The 20880-nt window shown below is 42.7% G+C and carries 16 protein-coding genes and 1 riboswitch; all 16 genes read left to right on the top strand.

Features of this window, described 5'->3' with window-relative positions; translation table 11 throughout:
- The first annotated feature begins 36 nt into the window (after positions 1-36).
- Positions 37-744, top strand: coding sequence for a phosphoribosylaminoimidazolesuccinocarboxamide synthase (purC, locus tag NHH16_RS06415; protein ID WP_262068759.1), 708 nt, complete (start codon positions 37-39; stop codon positions 742-744).
- A 12-nt stretch (positions 745-756) separates the two neighbouring features.
- Positions 757-2184, top strand: coding sequence for an amidophosphoribosyltransferase (gene purF / locus NHH16_RS06410; protein WP_262068758.1), 1428 nt, complete (start codon positions 757-759; stop codon positions 2182-2184).
- A 21-nt stretch (positions 2185-2205) separates the two neighbouring features.
- Positions 2206-3642 carry an adenylosuccinate lyase gene (gene purB / locus NHH16_RS06405; protein WP_262068757.1) on the top strand — a complete coding sequence of 479 codons (1437 nt, stop codon included), beginning with the start codon at positions 2206-2208 and terminating at the stop codon, positions 3640-3642.
- 209 nt (positions 3643-3851) lie between these two features.
- Positions 3852-4415: a hypothetical protein gene (locus NHH16_RS06400; protein ID WP_262068756.1), complete on the top strand. Its 564-nt coding sequence runs from the start codon at positions 3852-3854 to the stop codon at positions 4413-4415.
- Complete coding sequence (locus NHH16_RS06395) at positions 4415-5770, top strand: hypothetical protein (RefSeq protein WP_262068755.1); 1356 nt, start codon at positions 4415-4417, stop codon at positions 5768-5770. The genes NHH16_RS06400 and NHH16_RS06395 overlap by 1 nt, the downstream gene beginning before the upstream one ends.
- A gap of 59 nt (positions 5771-5829) precedes the next feature.
- The gene (locus tag NHH16_RS06390; RefSeq protein ID WP_262068754.1) at positions 5830-7146 is read left to right on the top strand and encodes a hypothetical protein; all 1317 of its coding nucleotides are present in this window, start codon (positions 5830-5832) and stop codon (positions 7144-7146) included.
- Positions 7147-7191: 45 nt separating this feature from the next.
- Positions 7192-9069 (top strand): glycosyltransferase family 2 protein, encoded by a 1878-nt coding sequence (locus NHH16_RS15620; protein WP_262068753.1) that lies wholly within the window; start codon positions 7192-7194, stop codon positions 9067-9069.
- On the top strand, positions 9066-11012 hold the full coding sequence (locus NHH16_RS06380; protein WP_262068752.1) for an ATP-binding protein: 1947 nt from the start codon (positions 9066-9068) through the stop codon (positions 11010-11012). Before NHH16_RS15620 ends, NHH16_RS06380 begins: the two co-directional genes overlap by 4 nt.
- Positions 11013-11041: 29 nt before the next feature.
- Positions 11042-11746: a response regulator transcription factor gene (locus tag NHH16_RS06375; protein ID WP_262068751.1), complete on the top strand. Its 705-nt coding sequence runs from the start codon at positions 11042-11044 to the stop codon at positions 11744-11746.
- Positions 11747-11889: 143 nt separating this feature from the next.
- Positions 11890-12600, top strand: coding sequence for a sensor histidine kinase (locus NHH16_RS06370; protein WP_262068750.1), 711 nt, complete (start codon positions 11890-11892; stop codon positions 12598-12600).
- Positions 12600-14201, top strand: a complete 1602-nt coding sequence (locus tag NHH16_RS06365) for a hypothetical protein (protein WP_262068749.1) — start codon at positions 12600-12602, stop codon at positions 14199-14201. Before NHH16_RS06370 ends, NHH16_RS06365 begins: the two co-directional genes overlap by 1 nt.
- A gap of 6 nt (positions 14202-14207) precedes the next feature.
- Positions 14208-15464 carry a hypothetical protein gene (locus NHH16_RS06360; RefSeq protein ID WP_262068748.1) on the top strand — a complete coding sequence of 419 codons (1257 nt, stop codon included), beginning with the start codon at positions 14208-14210 and terminating at the stop codon, positions 15462-15464.
- A gap of 15 nt (positions 15465-15479) precedes the next feature.
- Positions 15480-17324, top strand: coding sequence for a WG repeat-containing protein (locus NHH16_RS06355; protein ID WP_262068747.1), 1845 nt, complete (start codon positions 15480-15482; stop codon positions 17322-17324).
- Between the two features lie 189 nt (positions 17325-17513).
- Positions 17514-17618: riboswitch (glycine riboswitch) on the top strand.
- 135 nt (positions 17619-17753) lie between these two features.
- Positions 17754-18131 carry a GrdX family protein gene (locus NHH16_RS06350; protein ID WP_262068746.1) on the top strand — a complete coding sequence of 126 codons (378 nt, stop codon included), beginning with the start codon at positions 17754-17756 and terminating at the stop codon, positions 18129-18131.
- A gap of 28 nt (positions 18132-18159) precedes the next feature.
- Positions 18160-19440 carry a glycine/sarcosine/betaine reductase component B subunit gene (locus NHH16_RS06345; protein WP_262068745.1) on the top strand — a complete coding sequence of 427 codons (1281 nt, stop codon included), beginning with the start codon at positions 18160-18162 and terminating at the stop codon, positions 19438-19440.
- Between the two features lie 14 nt (positions 19441-19454).
- On the top strand, positions 19455-20765 hold the full coding sequence (grdB, locus tag NHH16_RS06340) for a glycine reductase complex selenoprotein B (RefSeq protein WP_262068744.1): 1311 nt from the start codon (positions 19455-19457) through the stop codon (positions 20763-20765).
- Positions 20766-20880 lie beyond the last annotated feature (115 nt).

Genomic DNA, 20880 nt, shown 5'->3' with positions numbered 1-20880 from the left:
TTTCAGTACATGATGATAATAAGAAAGGTGTAAGGAATGCAAAAATTAGAGCAGTTATACGAAGGTAAAGCCAAAAAAGTATTTATGACAGAAGATCCAGATGTGGTTATCGTTGATTATAAGGATGACGCCACCGCTTTTAATGGAGAAAAAAAGGGAACCATAGTAGGTAAAGGTGTGATTAATAACCGTATGACCAACTATATCTTCCGCATGTTAGAAGAGGAAGGGATTCCGACCCACTACGTTGAGGAGTTAAGCGACCGGGAAACAGCGGTAAAGAAAGTGGAAATCGTTCCTCTAGAAGTGATTGTCAGAAATGTGGCGGCTGGTAGTTTTGCTCAGAAGCTAGGAATCGAGGAAGGTCGCAAGTTACTGGCACCGACGCTGGAATTTAGTTATAAGGATGACGCTCTTGGCGATCCGATGATTAACGATTACTATGCGATTGCTATTGGTGCGGCAACCCGCGAAGAGATTGATAAAATTACGGAGTACACCTTTAAAATAAACGAAGTGTTAAGTAAGTTCTTTGCCGAGGCAGGCATTGAGCTAATCGACTTTAAAATTGAATTTGGTCGCTTCCACGATCAAATTATCTTAGCTGATGAAGTGTCACCAGATACTTGTCGCCTCTGGGATATTAAGACGAGAGAAAAGCTAGATAAGGATCGTTTCCGCCGAGATATGGGGAACGTGGAAGATGCCTACCAAGAAGTGTTTAGAAGAATCGGAATTAAATAAGGAGTTTTTTAAATGAACAAATTTGAGAAAGTCACAACTGGAACCGGGGAAGAATGTGGAGTCTTTGGCGCTTACGGGTTAGACGGAGAAGATGTTGCCGCTTCTATTTACTATGGTCTCTTTGCCCTGCAGCATAGAGGGCAGGAAAGCTGTGGGATAGCGGTGACAGATACTTCCGGTGAACGAAAGATGATTTCCAAAAAAGGGTTAGGATTAGTAAATGACGTTTTCGATGAAGAGTCTTTATCTTCTTTAAAGGGAAATCTAGGGATTGGCCACGTTCGCTATTCTACTGCTGGCGCTTCAAGAGCAGAGAACGCCATGCCTTTAGTAATCAATTACATTAAGGGAACCTTAGCTATTGCCCATAACGGTAATTTGACAAACGCCGTAGAGCTTCGTAAGGAATTAGAGTATACGGGCGCTATTTTTCAGACAACTATCGATTCCGAAGTGATTGCTTATCATATTGCCAGAGAGCGAATCAAGACACACTCAGCTGAGCAGGCGGTAAAGGCGGCCATGCAGAAGATCAAGGGTGCTTATGCATTAGTAGTAAGTTCCCCGAGAAAGATGATCGGTGCTAGGGATCCCTTTGGATTAAAACCTCTTTGCATCGGTAAGCGGGGAGACACGTATTACCTAGCTTCAGAAAGTTGCGCCATTGCTGCCGTTGGCGGTGAATTTGTCAGAGACGTAGAACCAGGTGAAATCGTCAGTATTACGAAAGACGGTATCACTTCGGATACCTCTTTAGCAGTGGAGAAGGGACAGGAAGCGCGTTGCATCTTTGAATATATTTACTTTGCGAGAACCGATTCAAAGATTGACGGTGTTAATGTATATCACGCTCGAATCGTTGCTGGGAAAGCGTTAGCAGAATCCTATCCAGTTGAGGCGGACTTAGTTGTCGGCGTACCGGATTCGGGGTTAGTAGCCGCGAAGGGATATTCTGAAGGCTCCGGTATTCCTTACGGAATGGCATTCCACAAGAATAGCTATGTGGGACGTACCTTTATCAAACCGAAGCAGAGTCAGCGCGAAAGCAGTGTTAAAATCAAGCTAAACGTGATTGAGGAAGTGGTAAAGGGGAAGCGAATTATCTTGGTCGATGACTCGATCGTTCGCGGAACTACTTCAGCAAATATTATAAAAATGCTTAAAAAAGCCGGGGCGAAAGAAGTACATGTGCGAATTTCTTCACCACCGTTTTTATATCCTTGCTATTTTGGAACCGATGTCCCTTCTAACGAACAGTTAATCGCTCATACTCATACAAAGGATGAGATATGTAAGATTATCGGAGCAGATACTCTAGGCTACATGGAACTTGAAAAGCTAGAAGAGATGATTCCCGGTCTCGGTTTCTGCGATGCTTGCTTTACTGGTAAGTATCCGATGGAAGTGCCCGGAAAAGATGTTTCTCACGCGTTTGAATAGGAAGAAAGGAATTTTTTTGGAATGAGTACAACTGATAAATACGTTAGTCCACTTTCACAACGTTATGCCAGCAAGGAGATGCAGTATATCTTTTCCCCTGACAAAAAGTTCCGTACCTGGAGACGTCTTTGGATTGCTCTAGCGGAGACAGAGAAAGAATTAGGACTTAAGATAACGGATGAGCAGATTGCCGAATTAAAAGCTCACGCTACGGATATTAATTACGAAGTGGCCGCTGAACAAGAGAAGAAAGTACGCCATGACGTTATGGCTCACGTTCACGCTTATGGCGTTCAATGTCCGAAAGCCAAAGGCATTATTCATCTAGGAGCGACTTCTTGTTACGTTGGTGATAACACAGATATTATCGTTATGTCAGAAGCGCTAGCCTTAGTAGAAAAAAAGCTTGTAAACGTAATTGCTAAATTAAGCGATTTTGCGAGAAAGTATAAAGACCAAGCAACCCTTGGCTTTACTCACTTTCAACCAGCCCAGCCCACCACAGTGGGAAAGAGAGCGACTCTTTGGCTACAAGAATTTTTGATGGATTTAGAAGACTTGCAGTACGTTAAAAGTACCATCAAGCTTTTAGGCTCAAAAGGCACCACCGGAACTCAGGCTAGTTTCCTAGAGCTATTTGAAGGAGACCAAGAGACCATTGATAAAATTGATCCCCTGATTGCTAAGAAATTAGGATACGCGGATTGTTATCCGGTTTCGGGACAGACGTATTCTCGTAAGGTGGATACCCGGGTATTAAATGTATTGGCGGGAATTGCAGCCAGTGCCCACAAGTTCTCCAATGACATCCGTTTACTTCAGCATCTAAAAGAGGTGGAAGAGCCTTTTGAGAAGTCACAGATTGGTTCTTCAGCCATGGCTTATAAGAGAAACCCCATGCGCAGTGAACGCATTGCGTCCTTGTCTCGTTATGTGATGGTAGATGCCCTTAATCCCGCAATCACTTCAGCCACTCAGTGGTTTGAAAGAACGCTAGACGATTCGGCGAATAAGCGCTTGTCGATTCCGGAAGGATTCTTAGCCATTGATGGTATTCTTGATCTTTGCCTAAATGTGGCTGACGGTTTAGTGGTCTATCCGAAAGTAATTGAAAAGCGTTTGCTCAGTGAGTTGCCGTTTATGGCTACCGAGAACATCATGATGGATGCGGTAAAGGCCGGTGGCGATCGCCAGGAACTTCACGAGAGAATTCGTGAGCTTTCCATGGAAGCTGGTAGAAATGTGAAAGAAAAGGGTATGGATAATAACCTACTAGAACTAATTGCGGCGGATCCCGCCTTTAACTTAAGCTTAGATGAGCTAAAAGAGGCGATGGAACCTTCGAAGTATACCGGTAGAGCGGCGATTCAGACAGAGAAGTTTTTAGACGAGGTAGTCGCTATAGTGCTTAAGGAAAACGAAGAACTCCTAGGCGTTACTGCAGAAATCAACGTTTAGCATAATAAAATATTGTTTCGAATTTTGAAGTTAAATCGGCTCTAGCCCCTATATTTATTGGGCTAGGGCCATTTTGTCTGTGGGGCTTGTGGAGCCATAGTTCGTAAAGGTAAAGAACTTGTTAATATTTGCTAACAATTCGCTTTGATATTATTGCCTATGATACACTGGCGTAAGAGACAGAAGATTGGGTGAAGGAGGGAATAGTCATGAAAAGAAAAGTAATTACAATGATAATGATTTTGGTTATGACTCTGGCCTTGGCTGGTTGCAATAAGGCCAAGACCTTATACACTAATGCAGACAAAAGCACATCAGCAGCGAGCGAGGATGCAAAAGATGATGAAGTGGTGGGGCGATACGATGCACATGGTTTTTCCTTAGATAAGGTGATGATTGGTCCATCAACGATGATGCTGATGCCGACGGAGCAGGATATTGTATTCTTGTTTAATGGGCAGTCGACGGGAACGATGAAACTGGGAGCCGCCGGTGATAAGCTGTTGACTTTAAATGTCGATTTTACCTTGGATGAAGATGCTTCAGGTACAGTAATGTTGGTGGTTACTGATGAGAACGGTAAAGAGTATGTCCAGGAAGATAAGGGCAACTTTGGTGTTGCCGGCGCAAATACCTTATCAGCGCACATTAAAACTGAAAGTGGAATTACGGCAGCACATACCTATGTTTTAACGATTGACGGAAACCTAGTTGCAGAAGGGCAATATAAGCCGGCCGCAGATGAGGAAACGGAAGAGGAAGGAGACAAATAATGAGAAAAAAGCTTATCGCAATTATAGGTTTGGTGGCTATAATCTTGTCTCTTTGGGGGTGTCAAAGGACATTAGGTAATCATACGGGAGCCATTGAAGCAGAATTTGACCGGATAGTCATGGAAGAACATGAATTATCGACATTTATGTGTGAAGATTTGAAGCAACAGGTTAAAGAGCAGATAAAGGAAGACAAAGAGAAGGCCGAGAACAAGGCCACCACCTATACAATTAAGGTTAAGGTGCCAGATCTTTCCAAAGTTGCGATGAAGGATGTTGATATCGAATTACCTGATTCCACGCTTGGAGAAACTACATCATCTGCATACGAGCAGGAATATCGCGATAAGGCTAGGCAAAAGCTGGAAGAGATGATTACGAAGGATAAGGGGATTGATTGGCAAAATCGTATCATTGAAGTCACGCTTACCAAGCAGGAAGAAGGCTGGAAATGCTCCTTGCCTGCACCTGAAGCGCAGGCACTCGCAGGTGCTGCATCGCAAGGGATATCTGATAAAATATATGCTTTTCTGGATGAGGATCTTGAGTATCACAAGTTGCGAGTAGCTGAGAGCATGGATGAAATTCTGGCTGGAGTTTTCACCGAGCAAGAATACCTAGACACCATAGAGGTCGAAGACGTATCGGTGAAAGAGCATGGTTTTACCGCTAAGATTACTTATAAAGATCCCGAGAAGTTATATGGCCGTATTATGGATGCTTATGTTGAAGCAAAATCAAAAGAAGGTCAGCACATTTTTAAAGAAATCAGTTACGAGAGTGGCTATAGTGAAATCACTGCCAAGATTGGTGATGCTATTGCCGATATTAGCGACACGAAGGAGGCCGAATTCTTTATCGAAAAGGCAAATGAAGGTTATAGTCTTGGCTATAACGATCAGAACATTATGACAGAAGCAATTAGTGATAAACGAACAGCTATCGTCAAGGAAGCTGTCGATAAGATTAATAAAGCTTGCGTAATTCCAGAGCAGCCGCGACCCGGAACCTCAGTTCTTAGTCAATCCGGATCCGGATCGCCGATTTCTATCAGCAGTAGCGGGGATGTCCCCGACAAGCACCTTACTTTTATCAACGAAAGTGGCGCCGAGGTTTTAAAGGCTTTCGTAAAAAAGGGGGAATCATTGTCCGTTAGTCTGCCGCCGGGTAACTATAGGTTGATACAAGGATGGGGTGACACTTGGTATGGCAATGACCATGCTTTTGGGCCAGGCGGAACTTATCAGGAATCGTCAGATATAATAGGTGTTCAAGGTGGGTACACCTATACTCTGACATTGTACAATGTGGCTGATGGAAACCTTGGCTCGAGAGGCATTGATTACCCATATTAGTGATGATATAATAATGCCAGTAAGGCGACATAAATGTGCCATGAGAGACGAGGGCGAAGATGAGAATAGCATTCAAAAATAAAGGGATAGGTCGGTTGATGGCAATGGTTTGTATTTTGACGTTTTTAGCCGGCCTTCTGTCCGGTTGCGGCCGAGAAAAAATATTAGATGAAGAGGCAGGATTAAGTTATGCAGAACTGAAAGAAATATCTCCGGCAGTAGCTTACCTAGCGACTCGGGTTCGGGACTGTGAGGGCTTTCTTTATATCGGTGGTGACGGTGCCGGTGGCGAAGATGAAATCGCCTATCTGTATGACAACGCCCTGGCAATGATGGCTCTATCGTCTGCCGGCGCGCAGAATCATGCAGAAGTGATTGCCGACGCGATTCTTTATGCCATGGATCAGGATCGCAGCTTCTCAGATGGTCGACTACGTAACGCCTATATTGGTGGTAATCCTAAAGACGAAGCGAATTGGTCTTTCTGGGGTGGAAAACGTTCGATGCGGATGCCAGGTATTTGGAAAGACGGAAATTGGCATGAAGATTATTATTCCATTGCCTCCTCAACAGGGAATATGGCCTGGGCGATTATCGGTCTTTGCGAGGTTGCGCGAAATGCTTCCGAAGAAAAAGCGGAGGAGTATCTTGAGGCGGCGGTTAAGGTTGGCGATTTTATTTTAAGATTGCGCTCAGAAACCGGCGCTGGCGGATTTACGAGTGGATTTGAGGGGTGGGATGACAAGAATCAAGCCAAGGTGACATACAAATCCACCGAGCACAATATTGATTTAGTGACGGCTTTTGCCATGCTTTCAGGGCTGATTCGAAACGGTGACTCAGAGAAAGCTGGTGAATATATGGAAGCTGGTGAATATGCTAAAGATTTTGTCATGGCAATGTATAATAAGGAAAAGGACTGCTTCTATACTGGCACCGAAGACGACGGGGAGACAATCAGCGAGGGTGTGTTGCCACTTGACACGAATACTTGGGCACTGCTAGCATTGGGCGAGGATGTACCCGATGTGGAGAAAGTTTTTGCTTTTGTAGAGGAAGAAATTGCCGTTGAGGCGGGATTTGATTTTAGTAATGGCGATTTGGACGGGATTTGGAATGAAGGAACTGCACAAATGGCAGTGTGTTATAAGGTATATGGTAAAACAGCGGCATATGAAAAGGTGCTAGAATACCTTAATTCGCAAATGGATGAGGAGGGGAGCATCACGGCTGCCGATAGGGATAGTGTATCGACCGGGTTCGTAGTAAGTGGTACAGATGTTAAATGGGAATTCCATAAGGTTAAGAGCATTAGCGCGACTAGTTGGTTGGCATTTGCTCAGATGGGCGTAAATCCAATGGCAGTGTTGCTATAGGCGATTTGATGCGCGGTGCGAAGAGGTAGTTAAGTGGGTGATGGAGTGAGTAAGAGAAAAAAAGATAGAAATATACCACCTTGCCTCGGGAACGAAGTATGCGGAGTTTGGCCTTATATCATGGCTCTTATTATTGATTTGGCAATGCATATAAGGCTGTTTCTTTATGTTGCAAATCCTTCTCCTTATACGATCTTTAGACTAATTATCTCGTACATATTTTTTATCTATCCATTTTGTTATGTTGCCGATGTCTTATGGTCGATGCGACCGTCAGTGACGGCTATTTTATCCGGTGAAGCCGAAATTAATTGCCGAAATTACGCGAATACTGCTAGAAGCGATATCGATAAGACGACTCTTTTGCCAGTTACGATCAGCATCCCTGTTTATATGGAACAAAACGAGGTGATTTTTGAAACCATTCGTCAGAGCATGCAGGCAATCAAGCATTTTCGTAACGAAACCGGGAAGAAAGCTAATTTGGTGATTTCTGATGACGGATTGGCTCAGATGCTAGGTGGAAGCTGTACCCAGGAAGCAGTGGAAACACTTATCAGTCAGTACCAAATTAATATCGCGAATCTTTCCCAGTTGGAACGCTTGGCAGCTAGACGCATCCTTTTTTATCGAGACTTTGAAATAGGCTTTGTTGCCAGACCGACATCCGGACGCACCGGTAAATTTAAGAAAGCTTCAAATTTAAATTATACCTATCGACTTGCCGAACGTTTATCTGAAGGCGAGTATTTCGGGATGTTAACGGGAGCTGGTGGCGATTTTGAAGGAGGGTATTACGAAGGCGATATCACGATATCCGAGATTATCCTTTTGCTAGATAAGGACTCCGGTCTAAGCCCTGGGATTTTGGCAGCGGTGGCACCGGAATTTGTCGGGGATGAAAAGCTTGCTTATGTTCAGTGTGCTACTCGTGCGGCCAATATTAGTGAAAACTATTTTACGAAAGCGGTTGGGTATAATACCAATAATCTATTTCATAATATTTGGCCATGCAAGGCTTTGCAGGGGTACTTTGTGCCACTGGTTGGACACAATGTATTCGTCAAAAAAAGCTTATTGACGGTAACCGGATTATGGCCGGAAGACCGAGTCTCGGAGGATTACGCTAAGGCAATTGATTTCTATAATCACGGCTATCATGGCAAATACGTACAGTTTAAAGGCTTGGAGTTTACAGAAGTAGTTAGCCGCACTTTTGCTGAAGAGACTTCCAAGCAGTTTCGCTACAACTATGGACTGCTGGAGATGCTTTTTCAGGGAACGATTATCCCTGGGCAGACCAGAAGTTGCGACACTATGTTTATGATTATGTATTTTTTCTCCTGTTTCAATGCAGCTATGTTACTGCCGACAGCACTGCTGGAGTGTTATTTTGGGAATGTCAACCTGATCTGGGCGGGCTTTATTTTGTGTAATATCGGCTTTATCATTCTGCCATGTATTAGAAGTTTGATTATGCGGAAGCGATTACCTTCTGAACGCCGCGCTAATCTTGGTCACACAACTTTGTTGGCACTTACTAACTTGGGGCATACCCACTCGATTTTAGCTGGTTTTTTTAGTTATTTTTCCGATCGTCTGCGTCGGCGTGTGAAAGCCTTCCCGACGACCAATGTTGACAGTATTGACTATCGCTTCGTTGATGGGATTCGGCTTTTGTGGAATTTTTATAAGAGAAATAAAGGGCTTTTACCAGTGATGATAATGTGCATTGAGCGTTGTATATTCATCTGGTTGCGACTACATGTCGAGTTGCCGACGCTGCTTACCTATACTTATATATTCTTAGTGTCTGTGCTGGTTCCGATTATTATGACGCCCCAGCTTTATTCAGCACCGATACGCTTTTTTAATAAAAGCTTTTCTCAATCTAATATAATGGTTAACGAGGATTCGCTATGAGACAAACGGTAGGGTCTATTTTAGGATTTGTAATAATTGTTGTTGGTGTGATTCTGGGTATCTTTTTCATCGGGAACTTTCCAGTTACAGCGGTAGGTGGTGATGACGGAGTGGTCGATTTAATCACTTTTCCTTTTGATACGCAGGCGGCTGAAACGGACGCCTTTGTTCATTATCCAGATCAGTTGCTAACACCGGACGAGCTATACCGTGGCCAAGTCGGTAACGAACCGGCGAATTATGGCACATTTGCCGCCAATCTTAAAGTTACTAACGACGATATCAACGATTCATATGTATTGATGTTTAATAGCCCAGAATTCGCCTCGCGCATTTATGTCAATGGTGAGAAGGTCGATGAAGTTGGAATTGTCAGTCAGTTTGAAGATGTGTATGTTCCGGCCAGACGCAATGTATATCTTTCGGCTAATCCGATTGACAGTAATATCGAACTGGTTTTACAATATTCCAATTTTCGCACCGCAGATTCCCACAATCCGACCATTACGATTGGTTCGCCGTCATTGATTTATCGCCTGCAGACACATCGAGATTTTTTAAAATATACAATTCTGGCTGTGTATCTGATGGGGTTTATCATCTTTGCCGGGATGTATCTATTTAATCACAAAAATAAGTCAAACCTGATTTTCTCACTTATCTGTCTGGTTTTATCAATCCAAGATTTATTTTTTAGAGACCAGTTTTTCATAATGATGAAACAGGGCTCATTGATGGAACCGATATTCACCTTACAATATGTGGTGTTTGGTTTGCTGCTTATTCTGCTCTTTGCTTATATCAATTCATTGTTTCCTGTATTAATTGGTGGTATCGGTAGGCGCCGAGTTTATGCCGGCATCCTCCTGTTTATTGCCATTTCAGTCTTTACCAGGGGCCAGTTGCCGCGACTGTCTGCGATTTTTTTCGTCATCCTAGGAGCAGTAGTCATAGTCTATCTTTTTTACAGAGTGATCAAAATTCGTAAGAGTGTCATGTCCAGTCAGATGGTATCAGCCGCCGGGCTGGAGTTACTCTTTGGGGTCATGTTGCAGGATTTACTTTATTATATGAATATCCACATTGGTCCACTGGGGCAAATTAGTCTACTCCTACGAATGATGGTTGTCTTTATCTTTATTCAGATGGTGGCATTATTTCTCAGTTTTCTTCAAGTTGAACGACAATTGGGAGAAATTCGTGAGAAAGAAGCCGCGCTGTCAGCGAAGAATGAAACCTTGGAAACAGTTGATAAGCAACGAATCCAGTTTCTTTCCAGTATGTCGCACGAGCTACGCACTCCGCTGACAGTAGTGTCTAATTATGCTCAGTTGACTAAGGAATATATGAAACAATTCGATGGCAAAGGCGACTATGTGCAGGATAAGATGTTGCTGATATCCTCGGAAGCCGAACGGATGGCAGTGATGGTCGATCAGATGCTTGATATCGCCAGAATTGAAGAGGGGCGAATGGTCTATGATTTTAAAGAAACGGATCTTCAGGCTTTAATTTATGACCTGATTGAGGTGTATTATCCGATTCTTAATAAAAATCGCAACACTCTTGAGACGGAAATCTCTGATGATTTACCACCGGTGATGGCCGATGACAAGCGAATGCAGCAAGTTCTGCTTAATCTGATTAATAATGCGGTTCGCTTCACGAAAAAGGGGTTTATATCCATACGAGCATATGCGAAAAAGAATGAAATTGCCATCGAGGTTGAGGATACAGGTATCGGCATGACGGAACAACAGTTGGCCGGGATTTTTAAGCGTTATACCACAACTAAGGATGCCAACGACAAAAGCACTGGAACAGGCTTAGGCCTTTATATTGTTAATGCAATTGTTCGTGACCACGATGGTCGGATAACGGTTGAAAGTGAAGTGGGAAAAGGTAGTAAGCTTACTGTTTATTTACCGATTACCGGTAGCTAGAGTTCTTACCTATAAGGAGATTAACTAAAATGAAAAGTAAAACAATTCTGCTGGTTGAAGATGAAACCGATGTAATGCTTGCCAATCAAGAATATATGTTAATGAAGGGAATGAATGTGCTCTGTGCTGATACCATTGCCGAGGCCAAACAGATCCTTGATGATAACAATCCTGATATCATCCTACTCGATGTTATGTTACCCGATGGAAACGGGATAGACTTCATAGATAATATTAAAGAAAAAACTGCGGTGCCAGTCCTCTTTCTCACCTGTCTGAGTGATTCTGATAATGTGATTCGCGGTCTTATTAAAGGGGGGAGCGATTACATCCGCAAGCCCTACGATATGGACGAGCTATACGCCCGTATTGTAGCGAATCTGCGCAAAGAGGATGAAGTGCGAGAGCGCGCTGTGAAGATTGATATTGGGGACATCCACATGGATACACAGACCCGTCGGGTCCTAGTTGGCGGGCAGGAGAAATACATTACCCCGATTCAGTTTAATATTCTACTCTATTTGGCTAAGAATTTGGACCGTGTCATTTCCGGCAAAGAAATATACAAAGAAGTATGGGGGATTGAGGATGCGAAGATTAGCAGTAATGTGCGCATCCAAATCTACGAACTGCGGAAAAATCTCGGCATGCCAAAGGATAACGATCCTGAGCGTTATCCCTATCTGGATACCATCTTTGGCAAAGGATATATGCTAGCAACGAAAGAGCGTTAGTATTTCTTAACAATTCGTTTTGATCTCTATTTATTTGTTAAACTTCGCATATACAATGGATATGCGATAACAAATAAATGGAGGTCTTTTTACGTATTTACCGGTAATAATGGGCCGTCGGGTTGGTCGTCGGAGGTGCGAAGATGGGAGAAAATAATAGTAACGGAAAGAAACAATGGATTAGAGTCCTATCCAATCTTTCTCATGAATTAAGGACACCTTTAACAATCGTTTCTAATTATGCACAGCTTGCAAAAGAACATGCGCGTCGAAAAGGAAAGGCGGATGACTATACAATTGATAAAATGCGTTTGATTACTTCGGAGGTAGAAAGGATGGCGATGATGGTTGATCAGGCCTTAGACATTGAAAGAATCAGGGAAGGGAAAATGTGCTATCAGAAGGTAGATATCTCGCTTAACGAGTTGATTGGCAACATTATCGAGGTGTGCTATCCGGTTCTCAACAAGAATCGCAACCGGTTACAGGTGAATTTGTGTAAGGAACCGCTGCCGGTTAGTGCTGATGAGCAACGGATTCGTCAGGTGTTAATCAATCTGATCAATAATGCCTTATCGCATACACGTAACGGTGAAATAACTATCGGCACCTATTCTCAGCAAAACGAGGCTGTTATCACAGTACAAGATACTGGGATTGGCATGGAAGAGTGGCAGCTTGAGACAATTTTTGATTACGATGGAGAAAATGGTTATGGTCTATATATTTCACAGGCTATTATCACCGACCACAATGGGAGAATCACTGCAAACAGCCAACCGGGCAGCGGTAGCGTTTTCCTTGTTTATCTGCCTATTACGTCGGATATTAAGAATGAAACAGAGGTGAAATGATGAGAAAACGAAGAATCGTAGCCATAATATTATCCCTGCTACTGATAGCTATCACAACAGGTTGTGGAAAGCAATATAATAGTGAAAATCATGGGATAAAATCCCTATATAATAATGCCAAGAAGAACGAAAAAAAAATTGATGATTACTTTGAGCGTAGTGAAAAGATTCCCTTAACACCTGAGAGCAATGGCTTTGAGTTACTAGAGCATACGGTCAGCGATCCACTGCTCGGCGAAAAATGGGTAGCACTTGATGAAACCGCGGTGGTAATTGAGCTTGGCTATGAAAAGAACACAGAGTACGAAATAATTGAAGAAGATTTAAATTTGCCAATTATTGAGCTTAAGACCACTTTTAGAATTGACGACCGCAAGGAGGGCAATCTGAAAATCAAAGTGCAAGATAGTGACGCGGTGGAATATATAGGCGAATATAAAGTTCCTATCTATGACTATAGCGACAATGAGATGAAGGCTCATGTCTGTTTGGCACCCGACTATCGGTTACCACTTTACTATGAGATATCACTTGACGACAATTTAATTTTGGAGGGTATCTATACCGGCACTAACGATGAGTTAGGAGTTGACCCTGAGCGGCAGGACCAAATCAGAGAAAAGGAGGCAGAACAAAACGAGGATGAGTCCTCGAGGGAGCATGAAGCCGAAATTCAAGAGGCAACAACACCGGCGCAAGCTATCGGGGAGTTGTTTGAGCAGTTGACTACAAAGAGCAAAACGCTATGCTATTTTCGTTGTGAAGGGCTAGCGGAACAGGTTGAAGAACAAGAAGCTGGCGACGACGGCGCGACTTATCAAATAAGCGTCATGATACCAGACTTAAGCGAAATCGAGACAGATGAGATATGGAAAAATGTCGCGAAGGAAATAACAAATGAAAGCTATTCTTACCAGTATGAACAAGATTTTATCCGTCTTTATAATCAGGAATTGAAGGATATGATTCTTGTTGACAGTAATTATAAATTGCGAGAAATAAAAGTCAACGTCACAACTAGAAAGCAATCTGGCGGATGGACGGCCGAAATGAGGGAAGAGGATGCTCTTACCTTATCAGAAGCCACCAGACGGGAAATCTGGCTTACCAGTAAGCGTGAGCTACGAGATAACTTTGGATATCTAGAGCGCTTTATCAAAGATGCTCTGCCGCGGAATTTAAAGGAATTTTTTCCATATTACAGTTTCTATAACGCTATTCGTGTTGAAAATATTGTCGAGACAGGCGACCGTGAGTTTACACTGCGTGTTAATTATCATGATACAGAAACGGTTTACAATTATTTGCTGGAGGGATTTTACCAGTCAATCATGAACGACAGTGAAGCGAAAGATGTTATGGTAATCGACAGTAAAGAGTTGACTGACTACATGAACGAGAATGGTTTCCAGTACTTTCGAGATTTAAGATCAGCTGAACACGAGGTCGCTCGCCAGACCACTGAACTGAAAATTGCAATTGATCGGGACCTAGAAATGACGGTTTTAGCAGGAGCCGAGGAATTGCGAAAGGAAACGACCGATAAGTGGACTCCGCTAGTTGTGGCGACACTTAAGAAGATTAATGAAGAGAGAGAGTGAGGGATTATGAAAAAAGGAATATTATTACTGGCAATTGTCATTTGTCTATTGCCTGGTTGTGGTCTGATACAGAAGGAACCGCTTCCGGAGTGGACAAAGGGGCATGAGATGTACAAAGAAACCTATAAAGCAATTCGAGAACTGGAAAAAGAGCAAGAGTTGGATTTCGAAATCCTTACCTATGAAGAAAGGTACGGATACCCGATTTTTTCCTTTGGTTTGGAGAATGAGTTATTAGCTGATGTATTTGCGGTAATCACTCCGCTTTGGGAGAATCAAGAAGTGCCTATGTTTGGTTTTTGTGATAACTCTAGGAGCGTCCATTTTTTTGCACTAGAGCAGCTAGCGGCGCTTGATTGCAAATCTCTTTCACTGGCTCTTGATGGAGACTGTGCTGAGGGACATACTGTAGCAGATATTAAAAATCTCGAACAACTAAAACTGGTTAATGGCTCTGTCAGTCATACGGAATCCTATCTGGCTACCCAAGTGAAACATCTACTTATATTGGCCAGTAACTCACTAGACATTAGTCAAATCATCGTGTCCTACCCGAATCTTGAGGAAATAACCTTTCTATTGGAACCGGAGGTCCTCCTCACAAATATATCTAAGCTGAGTAATATAGCTTCGTTACATAAGATTAATTTAGTCGATCCTAATAATCAACAACTGGAAACAACCATCGATTTAGTAAGTATCTACGAGGATATCTTGGCAATACCAACCATTGAGCAAATAAACGGGGTTGCCAAAGCGGATTTTGATATGGGGATTAACGCTGAACTCCAAGCGGAAATTGATCGTGTAAAAATAGTTACCGAGGTTAATGATTATTGTAGCAATAAGGCAAAGGAAATGAGAACAAATGAACTAAAAAGCAATCAGGGAACTCCGCGTTTAGAGGAGAAGTTGATTGTTTATTATGGTGAATCGTCGTCAATTGAGAGCGCCATAAGCGGAGAGGCGTTTGAGGGCATACCAGCGGAGCGGTTGGCCAAGAGTCTTGAAGAAGCGGATACGGTAGCACTGGTCTATGGATACTATGAGTCGGTTGGATTCTATACTGGTGGTGGGATAGCCAACAAAACTTATACGATGGTCGTAACGGTTGATATGCGTGACAACGAAGCGGTGGCTTCTCATCTAGTGGCAACCGAGAATCCGCCGCAAACAATCACAATTCACAATAATTTGCCCACCGGCGCTAGTGGGGAATTAAAGAAGAAAGACGCGATGAACTATCTGTTAGGACTATTATAGAAAGCGAGGATAAAAATGAGTGGGATGAATAATGTGACTACACAGGAAATTAGATTAAGCTTTAGTGGTGAATATGAGCTTATTACGCTGCCGGATAAGATTAAGGATGTCTATTCAATGAATGCGAATGCCTACACGGTGATTATCGGATCAAAAATGGGGGCAGTAGATAACAGGGGACGACTATTTATCCCGGTAAACTATAGCCAGATTACGCCTCTTAACGAAAAGCTATTTAAAGCGACGAAATCGGGTCTTTTAGGTGTGAAATATGAAATATATCATCTTGACAAGGGGCTCGTTCTAGATAATTGCGACCAAATTATGGAGTGTGCTGAAGGGCGGATACGCTTTTGCCAAAAGCAGTGGGGGTTCATCGACGAAGAAGGGCAGGTTATTGTCCCACCTATATACGCAACTCATGCGGATTTTCAGGAGGGGTTGGCCTTTGTTGGTGATGGTAAAAAAGATGGTAAATATATCGATATAAACGGCAATACGGTCTTTACCATTAATGCTTCACAAGGGTTTCTCTTTCACAACGGTCTAGCAGTATTTGAAGTGAACGGATTAAGAGGAGTGATAGATCGACAAGGAAATATTGTGCTTGTGCCTACCTATCAAAAAATGAGTGACTATAGATACGGATTATTTGCTGTCTCCGAAAATTCGGCTAATTGGGGAGTGATTGATGTCAGTGGCAAGGTTATTGTTCCGCCTAAATATCCCTTTGTTGAAATTCGCGAGAAAGATATTAAGTTTGGACATGGTGAGCAAAGCAAATATGGCAATACCGTCTATTCATTCCTCGTCTATGGGCTAATGGATCATACAGGCAAGGAGATTTTGGCGGAGAAATACATGGAGATATTGCAACCTAGTGAAGGCTTTGCAGCCTTTCGTGCCTGGGAAAACGGGACGGCTTGCTCTGGTTACAGAACAATGGACGGGCAGGAAATAATGATGACCAAACCGACGTTTACAACCTCTATACTTTTAGAAACCGGTGGGAGCATGATGGAATATTTGCGCCCCCACTCGGAAGGGCTGGCATTTGCCCGTAATCCCAATGACATAGGGAAGGAGTACAATACTGGACTGTTTTATGTGATTGACAATATGTGTCGTCCGATTTCAAGTAAGGGTTTTTTGGCAGTGGCATGGGATTTCAAGAATGGATACGCATGTGTTTGCGACAAACCGGATAGATATTATCTCATCGATCGAAATTTAAATCGTTTAACTCCCGATTATACCGAAATTCATCAGGAGAGCCATGGCCGCTATATTGGAAAGCGTATCCGTGAGAAAACCCTATTGGGTGCGCCTAAGGGTCAGCAGTTTTATGATATTATGGATGAGGATTTGCAAATAATTGCGTCGATACCTTCGGATGCCGAAGAGATGTATATTGGGTCAGACGGTATCATAGAGGCTTTAGTAGGGGGAATGATTGAGTTTCTTGATATTAATGGGTGTACGGTAATGCGAAGTGACTATAAAGCAGCTATGGCTGCCTCGTTCTATCGTGAAGATATCGGAATGAAGCCGAAGCTGATCGGAACGAATATATGGCTGGTGCCTCCGTCACTTGGCGAGAAAATGCCGGAGGAAAAAATCAGTCTTCGAGAATCCCATTTCTTTACAGAGGGTTTAGCAGAGGTAACTAACGGTAATAAATACGGTTTCATCGATCAGACTGGTAGGCTAGTTATTCCTATCGAGTTTGACAGCACTAGGCAAGTCAAATATAATCGCGTTATTGTTAACAAAAACAACCGCTTTTATATCTTACGTCGTAAGGGTCAGATTGAGGTGGTAGATAGTGGGCAGGTGTTGGAGAGTGTAGAGCTTTTGTAGAAGAATAACGGAAATCAACGTCTAGCAAAGTGCATATTTTTTATGGTAAAACTTAACAATTAAATTAGTATTTTTTGAACAGATAACACAAAAAAATATTATTTCTAAATTTCGGTTGAAAATTAACAATCTATGTTCTATTATAGACGTAGGAAATAGGTTAATCGAGATAATAAATATGTTGCGGTATGACATTTCCCCCGAGAGAACCATTAAATTGGTCGCCGAAGAGGCAAGTCCCTCAAGCAAAAGCATGAGGATGAAACTTTCAGGCAAAAGGATGGGGAGAGAGACTGCGTTCTGGAAATTGCGCTATTAGGCGAAAGACAGAAGGACATAGTACTTTACGTACGATGTCCTTCTTTTTTTTATACTTTCCGTATATAACGTTGCAACGCAGTAAAGTGAAACATCCTTGGGAGGTAACTTATGGATACAGATTATATTATTATTACCAATAACCCTTTCGTTGCCTCAGAGTATGGAGAGGATCATTTGGTAGATTATCAAGAAGAGAGTTTTATTTCCCTCTTGCAGCGGGTGCAAAGGTTTGTCTATGAAGGGCACGAATTACTAAGCCACCCATTATCAGGAAGTGTAAAGCCGAAAGAGACTTTATACAAGTCAGTATTAATAGCCAAAAAGGTAGCAGGATTAGACCTGTCGTCCCTTAAGCTGATAGATAGCAGTATTGAAACGTGTGAAAAATTCCATTATAAGGAAGAGACGAACGAAAAAAACTTAGAAGATATGCGTTTCGTCGATTACACACTCATAAGTAGCGCCATAGCATCGGCAGATGTTTAGGTATAAAAAAACAAAGGAGGGTATTAACGTGAAACTAGAAATGGGGCACATTAATATTAAGGACGTGCAGTTTGGAAGTGAGTCAAAAATCGCTGATGGCGTTCTTTATGTATCAGAAGACGCGTTAAGACAAGTAGTTCTAGAGGATGAAAAGCTTAAGTCGGTATCATTTGATATCGCAAAGCCGGGGGAAAGTGTGAGAATTACGCCGGTTAAGGACGTAATTGAACCAAGAGTTAAGGTGGAAGGCCAAGGGGGAATCTTCCCAGGAGTAATCTCTAAAGTGGGTACTGTAGGAAGTGGTAAAACTTACGCCCTAAAAGGTATGGCAGTGGTAACGGCTGGTAAAATTGTCGGTTTCCAAGAGGGTATTATCGATATGACCGGACCGGGCGCTGATTACACACCATTTTCTAAGTTAATCAATTTAGTAATGGTTATCGAGCCAATTGCTGATATCAAACAACATCAATACGAAAAAGCAGTTAGATTAGCTGGCTTTAGAGCAGCTACTTACATCGGCGAGTTAGCAAGAGAGCTAACCCCAGATGAGACCCATATTTATGAAACTTGTACCATGAAGGAAGGCTTAGAGAAGTACCCAGAGCTTCCAAGAGTTGCTTACGTGCAAATGCTTCAAAGCCAAGGTTTGCTTCACGATACCTACGTATACGGCGTGGATGCAAAACAAACACTACCTACAATTCTTAACCCGACAGAGGTTATGGATGGGGCAATCGTATCTGGTAACTGTGTATCTGCTTGTGATAAGAATACAACGTATCATCACTTAAACAACCCGGTAATTACCGATTTGTTTGCAGAGCATGGAAAAACGATAAACTTTGTTTGCCAGATTATAACCAATGAAAATGTTTACTTAGCGGATAAAGAACGTTCATCGGATTGGACGGCAAAGCTTTGTAAAATGCTGGATTTAGATGGCATTATCCTTTCTCAAGAAGGATTTGGTAACCCGGATACAGACCTTATCATGAACTGTAAGAAGATTGAAGCCCAGGGCGTTAAGACGGTAATCATTACCGATGAGTATGCAGGTCGCGATGGCAAGTCACAATCCCTCGCTGATGCCGATGCTGCTGCTGATGCAGTCGTAACTGGTGGTAACGCTAACCAAGTGATTATTTTACCAAAACTTGATAAAGTAATCGGAACCATGGACTACATTACTAAGATTGCAGGTGCTTCTGACGAAACACTTCGCGAAGATGGTTCACTTGAAGTAGAGCTTCAGGTAATTACCGGAGCAACCAATGAAACTGGATTCAATCGCTTAAGCGCACGATAGGGAGGAGACAAAAAATGGCTAAATTAAAAGCAGTACATTATATTAACCAATTCTTTGCCCAAATCGGTGGCGAAGAAAAGGCAGACTACCCAGCCGAGCTACGGGTAGGAGAGGTTGTAGGACCAGGACTTGCATTCAAGCAAGCTTTTGGCGATGAGTTAGAGATTGTAGCAACGATTGTCTGCGGCGACTCTTACTTCAATGAAAACTTAGACAAAGCAAAAGCAGATATTTTAGCAATGGTTAAAGAGCAAGCACCGGATGTATTTATCGCGGGCCCAGCCTTTAACGCTGGACGCTATGGTGTAGCTTGTGGAACAATCTGTGATTGCGTTCAACAAGAATTAGGAATTCCGGCAGTGACTGGTATGTATATTGAGAACCCAGGCGCTGATATGTTTAAAGCCGAAGTGCTTACTGTAGCTACGAAGAATTCAGCAGCTGGTATGAAAGATGCCGTTGCCAAAATGGCTCCTTTAGCTCTTAAACTAGCAAAGAAAGAAGAAATCGGCGTATCTTCTCAGGAAGGTTATATGCCAAACGGAATTCGTAAGAATTTCTTTGAAGATGAAAGAGGATCAAAAAGAGCGGTTAATATGCTCCTTGCAAAACTTGCAGGTAAGCCATATACCACTGAGTATCCAATGCCTGATTTCGACAGAGTGGATCCAGTACCAGCGATAAAAGATTTAGCTCATGCAACCATCGCTTTAGTTACATCGGGTGGTATTGTGCCAAAAGGAAATCCAGATCATATCGAAAGCTCTTCAGCATCTAGATATGGTGAGTACGATATCGATGGTGTGGATGACTTAACAGAAGAAACTTACGAAACCGCTCACGGTGGTTACGATCCAGTTTACGCTAACGAAGATGCTGACCGTGTTTTACCGGTTGACGTACTTCGTGACATGGAAAAAGAAGGCAAGATTGGCAAGCTTTATCATAATTTCTACACTACCACTGGAAACGGTACAGCGGTAGCGTCAGCCAAAGCTTTTGCTGAGGAATTTTCTAAGAAATTAGTGGCTGATAAAGTAGATGCAGTTATCTTAACCTCCACTTGAGGCACCTGTACTCGTTGCGGTGCAACGATGGTTAAGGAAATTGAAAGAGCTGGCATACCGGTAGTACACGTATGTACAGTAACACCGATTTCAATGACAGTTGGTGCGAACAGAATCGTTCCAGCGATTGCTATCCCTTATCCTCTTGGAAACCCAAGCTTAGATAAGGTAGAAGAGAAAGAACTCCGTAGAGGCATTGTTGAAAAAGCTCTTGAAGCTTTAACAACGGAAGTTGACGGACAGACAATCTTTGAGTAAGACAAGAAAGTAGAGGAATAAATCATGAGCAAGATTTATGATGTAATCATCCTCGGCGCCGGTCCTGCTGGTTTAGCAGCAGGACTCTACGCCGGTAGAAGTCGCCTGAGTACTT

The sequence above is a fragment of the Ohessyouella blattaphilus genome (genome assembly GCF_024721265.1).
GTDB classification, from domain to species: domain Bacteria; phylum Bacillota; class Clostridia; order Lachnospirales; family Lachnospiraceae; genus Aequitasia; species Aequitasia blattaphilus_A.
This window is presented reverse-complemented; position numbering and strand designations above follow the sequence as displayed.